This window comes from Kitasatospora sp. NPDC001119 (assembly GCF_053598475.1).
This window is the reverse complement of sequence record NZ_JBSFKI010000028.1, coordinates 31,452-47,823: the sequence shown is the minus strand read 5'-3', so window position 1 is coordinate 47,823 and position 16,372 is coordinate 31,452. Positions and strand designations below refer to the sequence as shown.

The following is a 16,372-nucleotide window of genomic DNA, read 5'->3' as shown; positions in this document are numbered from 1 at the left end:
GGACGGTTCGCGGGAACGCGGTGTGTCCGGGGCGGTGGATCAGATCCAGGTGTTGAACCACATCCGGCGGCGCCAGTCCTCCAGCGGGATGGTCTGCCCGGTGAAGAGCGGGTAGAAGAAGAGGAAGTTCCAGACGATCAGCAGGACCAGCAGTCCGGCCGCGGCGGAGCCGATGATCCGGCGGTCCCGGGAGGCGCCGGCCGGCCCGATCAGGGCGCCGATCAGCATCGTCACCGCGAGCACCAGGAACGGGACGAAGACCACCGCGTAGAAGAGGAAGATCGTCCGCTGCTGGTAGGCGAACCAGGGCAGGTAGCCGGCGGCCAGGCCGCAGAGCAGCGCGCCGGCCCGCCAGTCCCGCCGGGCCGCCCAGCGCCACAGGCAGTAGGCCAGCGCCGCGATGCCCGTCCACCACAGCAGCGGGGTGCCGATGCCCAGCACCTCGCGGGCGCAGTCGGCGGCGGTGCAGCCGGCCTGGCCGTACTTGGGGGACTCGTAGAAGAAGGACACCGGCCGGCCCAGCACCAGCCAGGACCACGGGTTGGACTGATAGGTGTGCGGGTCGCTCAGGCCGACGTGGAACTCGTAGACCGTGGTGTGGTAGTGCCACAGCGAGCGCAGGGCCTCGGGTATCCACGGGAAGTCGGTGGAGCGGCCGACCGCCCAGTCCCGGCCCCAGCCGCCCTGGCCGGGAGCGGTGCTGCTGGCGAACCAGCCCCACCAGGACGCGATGTAGACCGCGACCGCGACCACGACCACCGAGACGAAGGCCGGCAGCACGTCCCGGGCGAGCACCGCCACGAACGGGCGCGGGGCGCCGGCCAGGCGGCGGGCGCCGACGTCCCAGAGCACCGTGAGCAGCCCGAAGGCCGCCGCGACGTACAGACCGCTCCACTTGGTGGCGCAGGTCAGGCCGACGCAGGCGCCGGCCGCGATCCGGTACGGGCGCCAGCCCAGGCCCAGCCGCTGGGCGAGCCGGGCGTCCTCGACCCCGCCCAGCCGCCGGGCCAGCAGGGCCCGGGTGCGGTCGCGGTCCAGCAGCAGGAAGCCGAAGGCGGCGAGGGTCCAGAACATCACCACCAGGTCGAGCAGCGCGGCCCGGCTGAGCACCAGGTGCAGGCCGTCCACCGCGAGCAGCAGGCCCGCCACGCAGCCCAGCAGGGTGGAGCGGAACATCCGGCGGGCGATCCGGGCCACCATCAGCACCGACAGGGTGCCGAGCAGGGCCACCGCGAACCGCCAGCCGAAGGGGTTCATGCCGAACAGCTGCTCGCCCAGGCCGATGATCCACTTGCCGACCGGCGGGTGCACCACGTACGAGGGCGTCGCCCGGTACGGGACGGCCGCGCCCGGCGTCATGATCGTGGTGTTGGCGTCCTCCGGCCAGTTGATCTCGTAGCCGCCGTGCCAGAGCGCGTAGGCGTCCTTGGCGTAGTACGTCTCGTCGAAGATGATCGCGTGCGGCTGCCCCAGGTTCGTGAACCGCAGGAGGCCGGCGAAGACCGCCACCGCGACCGGACCCAGCCATCCGGCCCAGCGGCAGAGGAAGAACCACAGGCCCTGCGGCAGCGAGACGCCCAGCCGCAGCAGCAGCGGCGACTGCGGCACGTCCCGGGGCGTCACCCGGGGGCCGTCCGGCATCGGCGGGGCCAGGCGCTCGGTGAGCGTCCCGGTGGGGCGGGCCGTGTAGCCGAACCGGGCCAGGCGCTCGCGCCAGCCGGCCGGCCCGTCCTGCGGTGGGCGGGGGGACGGCAGGCCGACGCCGCCGTACGCGGAGTGGTCCGTACCAGTGGGCGCCTGGGCCGCCGTGTCGCCGTTCATCCGCCACATCGTAGGGGCGCTCTTCGCACGCGTGTCCGCTCCCTCGGAAGCTGACCGAATCGTCACCAAAAACCCCGGGCGCCCGACAGCTGCGAGGATGGGGACCGTGACAGGAGTACTCGTTCTCGCAGGCACCCCCATCGGCGACGTCTCGGACGCCCCGCCCCGGCTCGTCGACGAACTGGCCACGGCGGACGTGATCGCGGCCGAGGACACCCGGCGGCTGCGCCGGCTCACCCAGGCACTCGGGGTGACCCCGGCGGGCCGGGTGGTCTCCTACTTCGAGGGGAACGAGGTCGGCCGCACCCCCGAACTGGTCGAGGCGCTGCTCGGCGGCGCCCGGGTGCTGCTGGTCACCGACGCCGGCATGCCCTCGGTCTCCGACCCCGGCTACCGGCTGGTCGCCGCCGCCGTGGCCGCCGACGTCAAGGTCACCGCGGTGCCCGGGCCCTCGGCGGTGCTCACCGCCCTCGCGCTGTCCGGCCTGCCGGTGGACCGCTTCACCTTCGAGGGCTTCCTGCCGCGCAAGAGCGGCGACCGGGCCCGGCAGCTCGCCTCGATCGCCGCCGAACCGCGCACCATGGTCTTCTTCGAGGCGCCGCACCGGATCGCCGAGGCGCTGACCGCGATGGCCGGGGCGTTCGGGCCGGAGCGGCCGGCCGCCGTCTGCCGCGAGCTCACCAAGACCTACGAGGAGGTCAAGCGCGGGCCGATCGGCGAGCTGGCCGCCTGGGCGGCCGAGGGCGTCAGGGGCGAGATCACCGTCGTGGTCGCCGGCGCCCCGCCGGCCGCGCCCCAGGAGCTCACCCCGGCCGAGCTGGCCCGGCTGGTGGCCGTCCGGGAGGAGGCCGGGGAGCGCCGCAAGGAGGCCATCGCGGCCGTCGCGGTGGAGCTCTCGCTGCCCAAGCGGGAGGTCTTCGACGCGGTCGTGGCGGCGAAGCGGGAAGGCCTGGAAAGCGGCCTGGGAAAGGGGTGAATTCCGGGGGTTGCGTTGCTCACGGGGAGTCGTACCGTGGAGAGAAGGCCCCGGTAAACACCAGCTGAGCTGAAGTTTCGGCCGCGCTTCCCGGACCCTGCGAGGATTTTCGTATAGGTCTGACCAACGCGCATCCAAGTCTTCACAAGCCGGGCATCGGCCGGGGCGGTCCGGGCATTTCCTGGAAGGGAAAGACCCAGCCGGACGAGCGTCCGGCGGGCGCTGGGAGACGGCCATGAGCGATGTAGTCGGTACCCCCCGCAGTGGCAGCGCACTGAGCACCGCCGGTCTGGCCGGCCGGCCGCACACTCCCGTCGAGACCGTACGGGAGGCCTACTCCTTCGCGTGCCTGCGCTGCGGGTACGGCTGGGAGCAGGCGTACGACATCGAACACCACGTGGCCAACGACGGGCACGTCGTGTTCGAGTACCACGCCAACGGCGTCCGGGTGCCGTCCCCGCTGCTCAAGCCGACCTGCCCGGGCTGCGGCGGCCACACCGTGCGGATCATGCGCGAGGGCCGGGTCGCCTCCGCCGACCAGGCCTGGCAGCACGCCCCCGGCTACCCGGCGCACGCCGAGCCGGCCGGGGCGCCCGCGGCGGCCGAGCCCACCCGGCCGCGCGGACGCTGGGCCCGGTTCTGGTCGCGGCTGCTGGGCTGACACCGGGGCGACGGAACGGGGACCGCCCCCGGCCGGGAACAACTCGGTCGAGGGCGGTCCGCGTGCCCGACTAAGCTTTCCGACCATGGCGGCCACTGCAGACCACAGCACCACCGGGGCGAGCACCCCGGCGTACTACGTTTCCACCCCGATCTACTACGTCAACGATCGCCCGCACCTCGGCCACGCGTACACCACCGTGGCGGGCGACGTCCTCACCCGCTGGCACCGCCAGCGCGGCGAGAAGGTGTGGTACCTGACCGGCACCGACGAGCACGGTCAGAAGATCATGCGGACCGCCGAGGCGAACGGCGTCAGCCCGCAGGAGTGGTGCGACAAGCTGGTCGAGGAGGCCTGGAAGCCGCTCTGGCAGCACCTGGAGATCGCCAACGACGACTTCATCCGCACCACCGAGGAGCGGCACACCGCCCGGGTGCAGGAGTTCGTCCAGGACCTGTACGACAAGGGCGAGATCTACAAGGGCGGCTACTCCGGCCCGTACTGCGTCGGCTGCGAGGAGTTCAAGCTCCCCTCCGAGCTGCTCGACGGCGCCACCGGGGACGAGAAGCTCTGCTCCGTGCACAAGCGGCCCGTCGAGTGGCTGGAGGAGGAGAACTACTTCTTCCGCCTCTCCGCCTACGGCCCGCAGCTGCTGGAGTTCTACGCGGCGAACCCGGACTTCATCCAGCCCGCCTCGGCCCGCAACGAGGTGCTGCGCTTCGTCGAGCAGGACCTCAAGGACCTCTCGATCTCCCGCTCCACCTTCGACTGGGGCGTGCCGCTGCCCTGGGACGAGAAGCACGTCCTCTACGTGTGGGTCGACGCGCTGCAGAACTACATCACCGCGGCCGGCTACGGCAGCGACCCGGAGCGCTTCGCCGAGCTGTGGCCCGCCTCGGTCCACCTCGTCGGCAAGGACATCCTGCGGTTCCACGCCGTCATCTGGCCCGCCATGCTGATGGCCGCCGGGCTGCCGCTGCCCAAGCGGGTCGTCGCCAACGGCTGGCTGATGGTCGGCGGCGAGAAGATGTCCAAGTCCAACCTGACCGGCATCGCGCCCACCGACCTCACCTCGCACTTCGGCGTGGACGCGTACCGCTACTACTTCCTGCGGGCGATCCCGTTCGGCACCGACGGCTCGTTCTCCTGGGAGGACTTCACCGCCCGGTACACCTCCGAGCTGGCCAACGACTTCGGCAACCTGGCCTCCCGGGTCGCCGCGATGGTCGGCAAGTACTTCGACGGGGTGCTGCCCGCCGCCACCGCCGCGGGCGACGCCGAGCAGGCCGTCGCCGACGGGCTGACCAGGGCCGTCGAGACGGCCGACCGGAAGATCGGCGAGGAGCTGGACTTCGCCGGCGGCCTCGCGGCGATCTTCGAGTTCGTCAAGCAGGTCAACGGCTACCTCACCGAGCAGGAGCCCTGGAAGGTCGCCAAGGACGACTCGGCCGAGGGCCGGGCCCGCCTGGCCACCATCCTCTACACCGCCGCCGAGGCGCTGCGCGCCACCGCCGTGCTGCTCAACCCGGTGATGCCGACCACCGCCGAGAAGCTGTGGGTCTCGCTGGGCGCCGAGGCCGCCGGGCTGGGCGCGCTCTCCGCGCAGACCGTCGCCACCGTCGCCGACTGGGGCCGGCTGCCCGCCGGTGCCACCGTCACCAAGGGCGAGATCCTCTTCCCGCGCCTCGAAGAGAAGCCGACCGCCTGACATGGCCGCCAAGGACGACGCCCGGTCGACCCCGCCGCCGCTGCCGGAACCCCTGGCAGTGGCGGTGGCCGACTCGCACACCCACCTCGACATGCAGTCCGGCACCCCCGCCGAGGGCCTGGCGAAGGCCGCCTCGGTCGGGGTCACCACGGTGGTCCAGGTGGGCTGCGACGTGCCCGGCTCGCGCTGGGCCGCCGAACTGGCGGCGCGGTACGAGCAGGTGCACGCGGCCGTCGCCCTGCACCCGAACGAGGCGCCGCGGATCTTCCTCGGCGACGCGGACGGCTGGTCCGGCCAGCAGCGGAAGGCCGGCGGCGCCGCCGCGCTCGACGAGGCGCTCGCCGAGATCGACCGGCTCGCCGCACTGCCGCAGGTGGTGGCGGTCGGCGAGACCGGCCTGGACTACTTCCGCACCGGGCCGGAGGGCGTGGACATCCAGAAGGAGTCGTTCCGCCGCCACATCGAGATGGCCAAGCGGCACGGCAAGGCCCTGGTCATCCACGACCGGGACGCCCACGAGGACGTCATCGCCGTCCTGCTGGCGGAGGGCGCCCCGGAGCGGACCGTCTTCCACTGCTACTCCGGCGACGCGCAGATGGCGAAGACCTGCGCCGAGCACGGCTGGTACCTCTCCTTCGCCGGCCCGGTCACCTTCAAGGCCAACCAGCCGCTGCGCGACGCCCTGCTCGCCACCCCGCTGGACCGGGTCCTGGTCGAGACCGACGCCCCCTTCCTCACCCCGCACCCGTACCGCGGCCGCCCGAACGCCCCGTACCTGATCCCGGTCACGGTGCGCTCGATGGCCGCGACCCTGGGCCTGGCCGAGGACGAGCTGTCCACGGCCATCGCGGCGAACACCGCCCGGGCCTTCGGGTACTGACGCCGGGGCCCCGGGGCCCGAGCGTGCGGTCGGGGCCCCGTCCGGATCGGCGCGTGGTCGGGCCCCGTCCGGATCGGCGCGTCCGGACGGCGGCCCCGGCGCCCGTATCCTTGGCGCGTGAGCACCACCGACCCCACCTCTGACAGCCGCCCCCAGCCTCCGGCCGGGGGGACCCCCTTGCTGGGCAGTGCCGACATCCGGGAGCTGGCGGCCGCGTTCGGCGTGAAGCCGACCAAGCAGCGCGGGCAGAACTTCGTCATCGACGGCAACACCGTGCGGCGGATCGTCCGGGCCGCCGAGGTGACGGAGCAGGACGCGGTGGTGGAGGTCGGGCCCGGGCTCGGCTCGCTCACGCTGGCGCTGCTGGAGGTCGCGCGGCACGTGACCGCGGTCGAGATCGACCCGGTGCTGGCGCGGCACCTGCCGGACACCGTCGCCGCCCGGATGCCCGGCAAGGCGGACGCCTTCGACCTGGTGTTCAGCGACGCCATGGAGGTCACCGAGCTGCCCGGCCCGGCGCCCACCGCGCTCGTCGCCAACCTCCCGTACAACGTCGCGGTGCCCGTCCTGCTGCACATGCTGGCGACCTTCCCCAGCATCGAGCGGACCCTGGTGATGGTGCAGAGCGAGGTCGCCGACCGGCTCGCCGCCAAGCCGGGCAACAAGGTGTACGGCGTTCCGTCGGTCAAGGCCAACTGGTACGCCGAGGTGAAGCGGGCCGGCGCCATCGGGCGGAACGTGTTCTGGCCCGCCCCCAACGTCGACTCCGGGCTGGTCTCGCTGATCCGCCGCGAGCCGCCGAAGACCAGCGCCAGCCGCGAGGAGGTGTTCGCGGTGGTCGACGCCGCGTTCGCCCAGCGGCGCAAGACCCTGCGCGCCGCGCTGGCCGGCTGGGCGGGCTCCGCCGCCGGGGCCGAGCAGGCGCTCGCGGCGGCCGGCATCGACCACAGGCTGCGCGGCGAGATGCTGACGGTGGAGCAGTTCGCCGCGATCGCCGAGCACAAGCCCGCCCAGGCCGAGGGGGCCGAGGGGGCCGAGGGGGCCGGTCAGCGGACCGGCCGGGCCGGGGCCGCCGAGCGCAAGCCGGTCCGGTCCGCGGCTGCCGAGCCCGGGGCTGCCGAGCCCGCGGCCGCCGAGCCCGCCGAGTCCGCTGAGCAGGCGCCCGCGTCCGCCGAGCAGACGACCGAGGACAGCGAGTGATCACCGTACGGGTACCGGCCAAGGTCAACGTCCAGCTGGGGGTCGGCGGGCTGCGCGCCGACGGCTTCCACGACCTGGCCAACGTCTTCTTCGCCGTCGCCCTCGGGGACGAGGTCACCGCCACCGCGGCGCAGGGCGTGACGCTGAGCTGTTCCGGGCCGGACGCCGCCGTCGTCCCGCTGGACGACAGCAACCTCGCCGCCCGCGCCGCCCGGCTGCTCGCCGCCCACCACGGCATCGCCGACCCGGGCGTGCACCTGCACATCGCCAAGGCCATCCCGGTGGCCGGCGGCATGGCCGGGGGCAGCGCCGACGGCGCTGCCGCGCTGGTCGCCTGCGACGTGCTCTGGCAGCTGGGCACCCCGCTCCCGGTGCTGCTGGAGCTGGCCGCCGAACTCGGCTCCGACGTGCCGTTCGCCCTGGTCGGCGGCGTCGCCCTCGGCCGCGGCCGCGGCGAGATCCTGGAGCCGCTGGCCGTCGAGGGCACCTTCCACTGGGTCTTCGCGGTCGCCGAGGGCGGCCTGTCCACCCCCGCCGTGTTCCGCGAGTGCGACCGGCTGCGCGAGGAGGCCGGCACCGGCTCCAGCGACACCGACGTCCCCACCCCGGACGCCGACCCGGCGCTGCTCGCCGCCCTCGCCGAGGGCGACCCCGTCGCCCTGGCCGCCGCCCTCGCCAACGACCTCCAGCCCGCCGCGCTCTCGCTGCGCCCCGCACTCGCCGCCACCCTGCGGGCCGGCACCGAGGCGGGCGCGCTCGGGGCACTGGTCTCCGGCTCCGGGCCGACCTGCGCCTTCCTGGTCAAGGACGCCGAGGCCGCCGCCGCGGTCGCCGGGGCGCTGCGGGCCTCCGGCACCTGCCGGACCGCGCACGCCACCCACGGGCCGGTGCCGGGGGCGTCCGTCGCGGGCTGACGCGGTGAGGCCGCTGCGGCGGGCCCATTAGGCTGGGGAGATCGGGGTGTCCCGAGAGGGGCATCCGGCCGTCGAGCGGCGGGCCGCCCCGCGACCGCCGAACCCTGGAGCGCAGCACACGTGGCCGTCAACCTCGCCACCATCGAGTCCGTCACGAAGGTCTACGGCACCCGCGCCCTGCTGGACGCGGTCAGCCTGGGCGTCAGCGAGGGCGACCGGATCGGCGTCGTCGGCCGCAACGGCGACGGCAAGACCACCCTGATCCGGATGCTCGCCAAGCTGGAGGAGCCCGACGGCGGCCGGATCACCTGGAACGGCGGCCTCGAACCGGCCGTCCTCACCCAGCACGACTCGCTCGACCCGAAGGCCACCATCCGGCACGAGGTGATCGCCGGCCGGGCCGACCACGAGTGGCTGGGCGACGCCCGCATCCGCGACATCATCGAAGGCCTCTTCGGCGGCCTCGACCTGCCCGGCTTCGCCGACGGCCTGGACACCGTCATCGGCCCGCTCTCCGGCGGCGAGCGCCGCCGGATCGCCCTCGCCAAGCTGCTGCTCGGCTCGCCCGAACTGATCATCCTGGACGAGCCCACCAACCACCTCGACGTCGAGGGCATCAACTGGCTCGCCCAGCACCTGCAGAAGCGCCGCTCCGCGCTCGTCTGCGTCACCCACGACCGCTGGTTCCTCGACCAGGTCTGCACCCGGATGTGGGACGTCCAGAACGGCGAGGTGCACGAGTACGAGGGCGGCTACTCCGACTACGTCTTCGCCCGCGCCGAGCGCTCCCGGATCGAGGCCGTCGAGGAGCAGAAGCGCCAGAACATGGCCCGCAAGGAGCTGGCCTGGCTGCGCCGCGGCGCCCCCGCCCGCACCTCCAAGCCGCGCTACCGGATCGAGGCCGCCAACGCCCTGATCGCGGACGTGCCGGACCCGCGCGACAAGTCCGAGCTGATGAAATTCGCCAACGCGCGGCTCGGGAAGACGGTCTTCGAGCTGGAGGGCGTGACCGTCACGGCCGGCCCGAAGCTGCTGCTGGAGAACCTCACCTGGCAGCTCGGCCCCGGCGACCGGATCGGCCTGCTCGGCGTCAACGGCGCCGGCAAGACCTCGCTGCTGCGCGCGATGCGCGACGCGTACGCCTCCGAGGGCGACGTCCAGCCGGCGTCGGGCGTCATCAAGGTCGGCAAGACCGTGCGGCTGGCCTACCTGTCGCAGGAGGTCGCCGAGCTGGACCCGGCGACCCGGGTGCTCCAGGCCGTCGAGCAGGTCCGCTCGCGGGTCGACCTCGGCAAGGGCCGGGAGATGAGCGCCGGCCAGCTCTGCGAGCAGTTCGGCTTCGGCAAGGACAAGCAGTGGACGCCGGTCGGCGACCTGTCCGGTGGCGAGCGCCGCCGCCTCCAGCTGCTGCGGCTGCTGATGGACGAGCCCAACGTGCTCTTCCTGGACGAGCCCACCAACGACCTGGACATCGAGACGCTCAACCAGCTGGAGGACCTCCTCGACGGCTGGCCCGGCTCGATGGTCGTCATCAGCCACGACCGCTTCTTCATCGAGCGCACCACGGACACCGTCCACGCGCTGCTCGGCGACAAGAATATGCGGATGCTGCCGAACGGCGTCGACGAGTACCTGGAGCGCCGGGCCAGGATGGCCGCCGCAGCCACCGCCGCCGCTCAGGCCGGCGCCGCCGCCCCGACCGCCACGGCCGTCGCGGAGGACGGGGGCGCGGCCCCCGCGCTGTCCGGCGGGGACCTGCGGGCGGCGAAGAAGGAGATGCAGAAGCTGGAGCGGCAGATCGCCAAGCTGGACGAGAAGGAGTCCAAGCTGCACGCCCAACTCGCCGAGCACGCCGCCGACTTCTCCAAGGTCGCGGAGCTGGACGCGCAGCTGCGCGCGGTCCGGGACGAGAAGGAGGAGCTGGAGATGGGCTGGCTGGAGCTGGCCGAGCAGGTCTGAGTCAGTCGTCCGGTCGGGTACGGAGGAGCGCTTCGAGCTCCTCCGCCGCACGGCCCAGCGCGCTGCGCGTCGGGTCGTGCGGGGCGGGTGTTGCGACTGTCGGGGTCGCCGCCGTTGCCGGGGACGTCGGGGGTGTCGGCGCGCTTGGGGCCGTCGGCGGGCGGTGCGCGCGGGCGCTGGCGGTCAGTTCGTCCAACGCGCGCCGCACCCGGTCGACCTCGGCCGGGTCCGGCACCCGGCCGCCGTACCGGATCTGCGCCGCGAAGGCCGCCACCGCGCCGCCCAGCCGCTCCAGCGCCGCCGTCGCCGGCAGCCACCGCTCGGCCAGCCGGCCGGTGGGCGGCGGCTCGGCCAGCCCCTGCTGCACCTCCCGGCGGGCGTCCGCCAGGGCCCGGTAGGCCGTACGGCGCAGCCACACCTGGGCGGTGCCGGTCCGGCCGCTGTTCGGGCCGCTGTCCGGGCCGTCGTCCTGGCCGTCGTCCTGGCCGGCGCCGCGGACGACGGCGTCCAGGTAGGCCCGCAGCGCCGTCGTCGCGTCGACCAGCCTGGGCTCGATCCGGTGGCGCGGGCGCTCCGGCCACAGCAGGTAGCCGAAGAGCAGCACGATCGCGCTGGCCAGCACGGTGTCCAGGACCCGGGGCCAGAACTCGGCGGCGCTGCTCTGCCCGCCGAGCTGGAGCAGGACCAGCGCCATCGGCGTCATCACCACGGTGTTCAGCCCGTAGTGCGCCGCCGTGGCGTACGGGAGCAGGGCCACGCAGCCGGCGGCCATCGCGGTCAGCGCCCACTCGTCGGTGGTGGCCATGAGCAGCGCCGCGGTCACCGCCACCCCGAGCACCGTGCCGACCGAGCGGCTCACCGCGCGCAGGAACACCGAGCCGAGGTCCGGCTTCAGCACGAAGGCGATCGTCATCGGCACCCAGTAGCTCTTGCTGAGCGGGTAGTTGGCGGTGACCGCCGAACCGACCGCGATGCACAGCGCGACCCGCAGCCCGTACCGGACCGACCCCCGGGACAGCAGCCGCACCCGCAGCCGCCAGGGGTCCGGCGGCGGCGCGGGGGCGGTGCCGAGCCGGGTGTCGCGGCCGGCCACGGTGTCGGCGGCGGCGCGCAGGGCCACGTCCAGGGCCTGCCGCGAGGGGGTGTCGGGCCGCCAGTCGGGGACGGCGACCTCGCCGCCGCCCCGCCGCACGGCGGCCGCCAGCCGGTTCGGCACCTCGGCCACCTCGGGCGGGACCGGGCGGCGCGCCCACAGCAGGCCGGTCGCCGCCTCGGTGGCGGCGAGGGCCGCCTCGTACATCCGGGCCCGGCGGTTCTGCCTGCTTCGGCGGTCCTGCCGTTCCCGGCGGTCCCTCCGATGCGTGCCGAGGAGGTCCTGGAGCTGGTTCAGGCGGGCCGTCAACACCTGGCGGGAGGCGCCCGCCCGCGGGCCGCCCAGGTCGGCGAGGGTGCGGCCGAGCGCGTCGTACGCGGCGGCCAGCGCCCGGTTGCGCGGATCCGCGGCAGGCCGGTTCGGTGCACCCGCCGGCAGCCCGAGCAGCACCACGAACGCGGCCCCGACCGGCAGCATCGGCGCCGCCGCCCACCACGGCTGCGGCAACGGCATCCCACTGCCCAACGCCGCCGACACCAGCAGCAGCATCCCCGCCGCCGAACCGCGCGGACCGGTCGCACTCAGCGCACCCGAGGCGAAAGCGGTCAGCGTCAGCACGACACCCAGGACGAGGCCGTCCGCGTCCGCGTGCTGGAGCGCGGTGCCGATCAGCATGCCGAGCGCCGAGGCGAGGACCGCCGTCCCGATCCGGGCGGCCCGCAACCTGCCCGGCTCGGCCCGGTCGTTCATCGTCGCGTGCATCGCCCCGAGCCCCGCGAACACCCCCAGATCCAGCCGGTGCACCAGCAGCCCCACCGCCAACGGCACCGCCATGCCCACCGCCGCCCGCACCATCAACGCCACCGGCACCGGCGGCCGCGCGGGCCGCGCCGCACGGGCCCACCAGGGGGAAGGGGAGACGTCGGGAGAGCTCACGCGGTCACGTCCGTTCTGCGGCCTGGGGTCGCTGCTGTGCGACATTGCGCGGCAGATGGGGCGTACCGGGTCAGTCTACCCAGGCCGTCCGCGGCGGCTCCTACATGTCAAGTTCGTACCGATCGCGTACGGGCGGGCCAAGGTCCCTGCCGGTCCGACAGAGGCGATGGCTACGATGACGGAGGCGGAAACCGTCCACAGGGCGGACGGTGTACCGACCAGGACGGTACGACCCAGAAGTTGACGGTGTGTTGCGGAACGCGGCCGCCCGGGACGCCCCGGGCGCGGCGGGCCGTACGGGGGAGAGGTGAACTGCCGTGGCAGGCAATGGTGCAACTAGTTCGGGGACGCCGACTCCGTCAGCGAGTCCGTCGCCCAGTCCTACGCCGACACCCTCGGCGAGTCCTACGCCCAGCCCGTCGCCGAGCCCGGCCCCGAGCCCTACGACGACTGCCGCGCCCAGCCCTTCGGCCAACCCGGCACCCAGCGCGTCGGGGACGGACCCGGGCAGCCAGGCGCCTGCGAACGACTCGGCACCGTTCATGCTGGACCAGAAGCTCCCGTGGCCGCTGGGCGGGATCAACATCGCCCCCGTCGTCAGCACGGTGCAGACCAACGTCAGCGCCAGTGACCTGGTGGCGGCCTTCGGGAAGCAGAACGTCCAGGTCGAGCTCGACACGCTCACGACGTTCGTGGGCAAGATCGAGGCCCTGCTCGCCGCGATGGAGGGCTCGCCGGCCGCGCCGTACAAGCTCCAGGAGCAGAAGCTGACGGGCAAGAGCTTCGCGAGCGCGGACTTCGCCGAGGCGACGGCGCTGACCACCGCCTACGGGAAGGTGCACGCCCAGCTCGTCCAGCTGCACAAGGACTTCGTGTCGCAGATCCAGGCGATGCAGACGGCGGTTACGCGGACGGCCAGCATCTACGCGACCAACGAGGACCACACGACGGCCGCGCAGAACGCCGTCGCGAAGAACGCGGGTGTCACCACGTCGGCACCGGGGTCGACCGGCAGCCAGTACTGATGCCGGCTCGGGGAGAGTCCTACGGGGAAACGGGGAGCAAGTAGTGTCAGCCAGCACGAACTTCGAAAGCATGGAACACGCCCACCTGCGGAAGATGGTGGACAGCACGGACCCGACGACGGTCCTCAGTCGCGGCACCCAGCTGCAGTCGGCCGGGCGGGTGCTGAAGGAACTGAGCACGGCGCTCAAGTCGCATGTCGGCAACGTCACCTGGGAAGGCCCGGCTGCCGAGAGCTTCAAGACCTGGGTGAACAACCTCCAGCAGTCGGCGCAGATCATCGGTGACCACGCCACGACCGCCGGTGACGCGATGCACCAGGCCGGGGAGGCGCTCAGCACCGCCAAGGTCGCCGTGCCGGAGCCTCCGAAGACGGAGATCCAGGCGGTCAACAAGTACAACAGCCAGTCGGACCTGGTGAAGATCCCCCAACTCGCCGTCGGTCAGTCCGCCGACTCCTACATGAAGACGGTCGACCCCAAGTGGGTGACGTCGACGGAGTTCATCCAGGCCAAGGCGAAGGTCGAGAAGGAGCACCAGGAAGCCGTTCTCCAGATGGAGAAACTGGCGCAGGCGTACAGCGCGGCGACGACGACGCTGAACGGGATCCCTTCGGATGTGGTGCTGCCGGGGACGCCTGGTTCTGGCGCCGACAAAGCCGGCTCGTCGAGCGTTTCGGGCGGCAGTAGTGGCTCGGCGGGCTCTGGTGGCTCGGTTCGCAACCCCCGCTTGAGCGGCGGAAGCGTCGGCGGTGGGTCCGACCCGTCCGGTGGCGGCGGCTACGGCGGCGGAAAGGTCCTGCCCCGTGACCCGGGCTCGGACGGCCCCGGCCCGTCCAACCCGGGCAACACCCCGCCCCCGCCGCACGGTGGCGGCGGCCAGCTGCCGCCCGCGCCGCAGGACCCGGGGACCTCGACCCCGCCGTCGTACCCGTCGGACCCGGTCAACCGTCCGGGCACCGACCTCAACAGCCTGCCCACCCTGCCGACCCTGCCCACGCAGACCGGCCCGTACGGCCCCGGCGGCGGCCAGCTGCCGACGGACGGACCGACCACCCTTCCCGGCTACCCGAACGGGCCGAGTGGCCCGGGCGGCGGGCCCGGCATTCCCGGTGGCGGCCCGGTCACGGGCATCCCGGGTGGACCGGGCGGCGGCACCGTCCCGACCAAGGGCGGTGGCAGCGGGTACGTCCCGGGCAAGGGCGGCGGCCAGATCCCGGTGCGCACGACCCCGTTCGGTGGTGGCCCCGGGCAGGGGAGGAACGGGACTCCCGGCCTGCCCAGCGGGACGGTCTTCGGCGCCCGTGAGGCGGGGCCGGGCGGCGGCGGCCGGGTCGGTGGGCCCGGTGGCATGGGCGGCGGCATGCACCCCGGCATGGGCGGTGCCCACGGCGGTGCGGTCGGCGCCGGCGGAGGCTCGCGCGGCCGGGGCCTGTCCTCGACCACGGGTGGCACGGTCGGTGGCCGCAAGGGCCCGACGGCCGGTGGGGAGTTCACGCCGGGCGGTACCGGTCTGCGCAACCGTGCGGCGGGTGCCGGCGAGGGCGGCCCCCAGGCCAGGCAGAACGGCATGATGGCCCCCGGAGCGGCGGGCCACGGCGGCCGGAAGGAGCGCGACCGCCGCCAGCGGGCCGACTACCTGCACGAGGACGAGGAGACCTGGACCAGCGGTACGCCGCACAGCAATCCGGACGTGATTGAGTAGGACGGCAACGACTGCCCGGCCACTGGGCACCCCCAGTGGCCGGGCAGACTTGTTCGGGGCACGCTTCCCGGTCGACGGAGAGATTGACGAGGAGTTGTGATGGGGCGGACGAACGCGCGGGCGCGTTGGCGGGCTGCTGCTGCGGCGCTTCTGGCGGCGGGAATCGTGGTCGGCCCGGTCGCAGCACCCGCGGTTGCCGAGGACACGATCCGGCAGCAGCAGTGGCATCTGGAAGCGATGCACGCTCCGGAGATGTGGAAGGTCACCAAGGGACAGGGCATCACGGTTGCGGTGATCGACAGCGGGTTCAAGCTGGACCATCCGGACCTGGAGGGGCAGTTCCTGCCGGGCAAGGACTTCAGTGGGAGCCCCGGTGGTGTGGGGTCCTTCGCAGACGGCCATGGCACGAGCATCTCCAGCCTTATCGCTGGGACCGGTAAGGGCAATGCCGGGACCGGCGCGCTGGGAGTCTCTCCTGGCGTCAAGATCCTCCCGTTGAAGATCAATAGCGGAAAGGTTGGGTCGCTCGTTTCGACTGACTTCCTGGATCAGATCGGGCAAGGCATCGATTATGCGGTTGACCAAGGGGCGAAGGTCATCAACATCTCGCAAGGGATTGATGCGGTAACCGCTTACCCGGCAGATGTGGCGAAACTGAACGGAATCATCGCGACAGCCAGAGGTAAGGGCGTTTTGGTGTTCGCCAGCGCTGGTAATGAAGCCGAGAAGGGTAATCCGGTCGAGTACCCTGGTGCGCTCCCTGGGGTAGTCGGCATCGGAGCCTCGGATCGAAACGGCACTGTTACGGCCGAGTCTGAACGGGGTCCGCAAGTCGTATTCGTGGCGCCCGGAATGGACATGATCGCGGCTTGCACATCGTCCACGGGCTATTGCAAGAGCCATGGCACGTCGGACTCGTCCGCCGTGGTATCGGCCTCGGCGGCATTGGTGTGGGCGGCGCACCCGGACTGGACGGGGAACCAGGTACTGCGGGTCCTCATCAATACCGCGGGGAAGCCGAACGACGGGTCCAGCCGCAACGACATTGTTGGCTATGGTGCGGTGCGGCCGCGTATTGCTTTGACGGATCCGGGAGATCCTGGTCCCGCGAACGTGTCACCGCTCCCGGTTGGCACGCCTGCACCGTCGGGGGCCCCGTCGCCTTCGGCGACCGCGCCTGCTGCTGGGTCTGCGGTGCCGATCCCGGTCGAGACTCCGACCGATGTGGCCGCCGGTGCGCCGTCGGTGCAGCCGAAGGCTGAGGCGTCCTCGGGCTCCGGCAGTGCGTTGCCGATCGTGGCGGGTGTGGTGGCCGGGTTGGTGTTGGTGGCGGGAGTGGTGTTCGCGGTAGTGCGGCGTCGGAAGTCGGCCGCGCAGCCGGACGTGGCCCAGGTGCCGCCGCTGCCGTCGCAGCAGCCGATGGGGGAGATGCCGCCGGCTCCGCCGTCGTACCAGCCGCCGGTGCCGCCGGAGGACAACCCGTACGCGAGGTAGTTC

The 16,372-nt window shown here is 73.0% G+C and carries 12 protein-coding genes; 10 read left to right on the top strand and 2 right to left on the bottom strand.

The window, feature by feature from the left end; translation table 11 throughout:
* Positions 1 to 39: 39 nt before the first annotated feature.
* The gene (locus tag ACWDD9_RS30170; RefSeq protein ID WP_375876015.1) at positions 40 to 1,821 is read right to left on the bottom strand and encodes a dolichyl-phosphate-mannose--protein mannosyltransferase; all 1,782 of its coding nucleotides are present in this window, start codon (positions 1,819 to 1,821) and stop codon (positions 40 to 42) included.
* A gap of 106 nt (positions 1,822 to 1,927) precedes the next feature.
* Between ACWDD9_RS30170 and rsmI the strand changes: the two genes are divergently transcribed.
* From rsmI to ACWDD9_RS30135, 7 genes are all read left to right on the top strand, one after another.
* Positions 1,928 to 2,797, top strand: a complete 870-nt coding sequence (rsmI, locus tag ACWDD9_RS30165; protein WP_117489273.1) for a 16S rRNA (cytidine(1402)-2'-O)-methyltransferase — start codon at positions 1,928 to 1,930, stop codon at positions 2,795 to 2,797.
* A gap of 235 nt (positions 2,798 to 3,032) precedes the next feature.
* Positions 3,033 to 3,458: a hypothetical protein gene (locus ACWDD9_RS30160; RefSeq protein ID WP_181970659.1), complete on the top strand. Its 426-nt coding sequence runs from the start codon at positions 3,033 to 3,035 to the stop codon at positions 3,456 to 3,458.
* A gap of 85 nt (positions 3,459 to 3,543) precedes the next feature.
* Positions 3,544 to 5,166, top strand: a complete 1,623-nt coding sequence (metG, locus tag ACWDD9_RS30155) for a methionine--tRNA ligase (protein WP_049655605.1) — start codon at positions 3,544 to 3,546, stop codon at positions 5,164 to 5,166.
* A gap of 1 nt (position 5,167) precedes the next feature.
* Positions 5,168 to 6,046 (top strand): TatD family hydrolase, encoded by an 879-nt coding sequence (locus ACWDD9_RS30150; protein ID WP_416875252.1) that lies wholly within the window; start codon positions 5,168 to 5,170, stop codon positions 6,044 to 6,046.
* 117 nt (positions 6,047 to 6,163) lie between these two features.
* Positions 6,164 to 7,246 carry a 16S rRNA (adenine(1518)-N(6)/adenine(1519)-N(6))-dimethyltransferase RsmA gene (rsmA, locus tag ACWDD9_RS30145; RefSeq protein WP_449813301.1) on the top strand — a complete coding sequence of 361 codons (1,083 nt, stop codon included), beginning with the start codon at positions 6,164 to 6,166 and terminating at the stop codon, positions 7,244 to 7,246.
* Positions 7,243 to 8,160, top strand: a complete 918-nt coding sequence (locus ACWDD9_RS30140) for a 4-(cytidine 5'-diphospho)-2-C-methyl-D-erythritol kinase (protein WP_449813300.1) — start codon at positions 7,243 to 7,245, stop codon at positions 8,158 to 8,160. Before rsmA ends, ACWDD9_RS30140 begins: the two co-directional genes overlap by 4 nt.
* Positions 8,161 to 8,280: 120 nt before the next feature.
* Positions 8,281 to 10,119 carry an ABC-F family ATP-binding cassette domain-containing protein gene (locus ACWDD9_RS30135; RefSeq protein WP_449813299.1) on the top strand — a complete coding sequence of 613 codons (1,839 nt, stop codon included), beginning with the start codon at positions 8,281 to 8,283 and terminating at the stop codon, positions 10,117 to 10,119.
* Position 10,120: 1 nt separating this feature from the next.
* Here the strand turns inward: ACWDD9_RS30135 and ACWDD9_RS30130 are convergent, their stop codons facing one another.
* Complete coding sequence (locus ACWDD9_RS30130; RefSeq protein WP_449813298.1) at positions 10,121 to 12,148, bottom strand: FUSC family protein; 2,028 nt, start codon at positions 12,146 to 12,148, stop codon at positions 10,121 to 10,123.
* Between the two features lie 542 nt (positions 12,149 to 12,690).
* Between ACWDD9_RS30130 and ACWDD9_RS30125 the strand changes: the two genes are divergently transcribed.
* From ACWDD9_RS30125 to ACWDD9_RS30115, 3 genes are all read left to right on the top strand, one after another.
* On the top strand, positions 12,691 to 13,173 hold the full coding sequence (locus ACWDD9_RS30125; RefSeq protein ID WP_449813297.1) for a hypothetical protein: 483 nt from the start codon (positions 12,691 to 12,693) through the stop codon (positions 13,171 to 13,173).
* 70 nt (positions 13,174 to 13,243) lie between these two features.
* Positions 13,244 to 14,875, top strand: coding sequence for a WXG100 family type VII secretion target (locus tag ACWDD9_RS30120; protein WP_449813296.1), 1,632 nt, complete (start codon positions 13,244 to 13,246; stop codon positions 14,873 to 14,875).
* A 99-nt stretch (positions 14,876 to 14,974) separates the two neighbouring features.
* The gene (locus ACWDD9_RS30115) at positions 14,975 to 16,369 is read left to right on the top strand and encodes a S8 family serine peptidase (protein WP_053112150.1); all 1,395 of its coding nucleotides are present in this window, start codon (positions 14,975 to 14,977) and stop codon (positions 16,367 to 16,369) included.
* Positions 16,370 to 16,372 lie beyond the last annotated feature (3 nt).

Coding starts and splice junctions, on each gene's coding strand:
- ACWDD9_RS30160 (WP_181970659.1), top strand. CDS start 3,033: ATGAGCGATGTAGTCGGTACCCCCCGCAGTGGCAGCGCACTGAGCACC.
- ACWDD9_RS30150 (WP_416875252.1), top strand. CDS start 5,168: ATGGCCGCCAAGGACGACGCCCGGTCGACCCCGCCGCCGCTGCCGGAA.
- ACWDD9_RS30120 (WP_449813296.1), top strand. CDS start 13,244: ATGGAACACGCCCACCTGCGGAAGATGGTGGACAGCACGGACCCGACG.
- metG (WP_049655605.1), top strand. CDS start 3,544: ATGGCGGCCACTGCAGACCACAGCACCACCGGGGCGAGCACCCCGGCG.
- ACWDD9_RS30170 (WP_375876015.1), bottom strand. CDS start 1,821: ATGAACGGCGACACGGCGGCCCAGGCGCCCACTGGTACGGACCACTCC.
- ACWDD9_RS30115 (WP_053112150.1), top strand. CDS start 14,975: ATGGGGCGGACGAACGCGCGGGCGCGTTGGCGGGCTGCTGCTGCGGCG.
- ACWDD9_RS30125 (WP_449813297.1), top strand. CDS start 12,691: ATGCTGGACCAGAAGCTCCCGTGGCCGCTGGGCGGGATCAACATCGCC.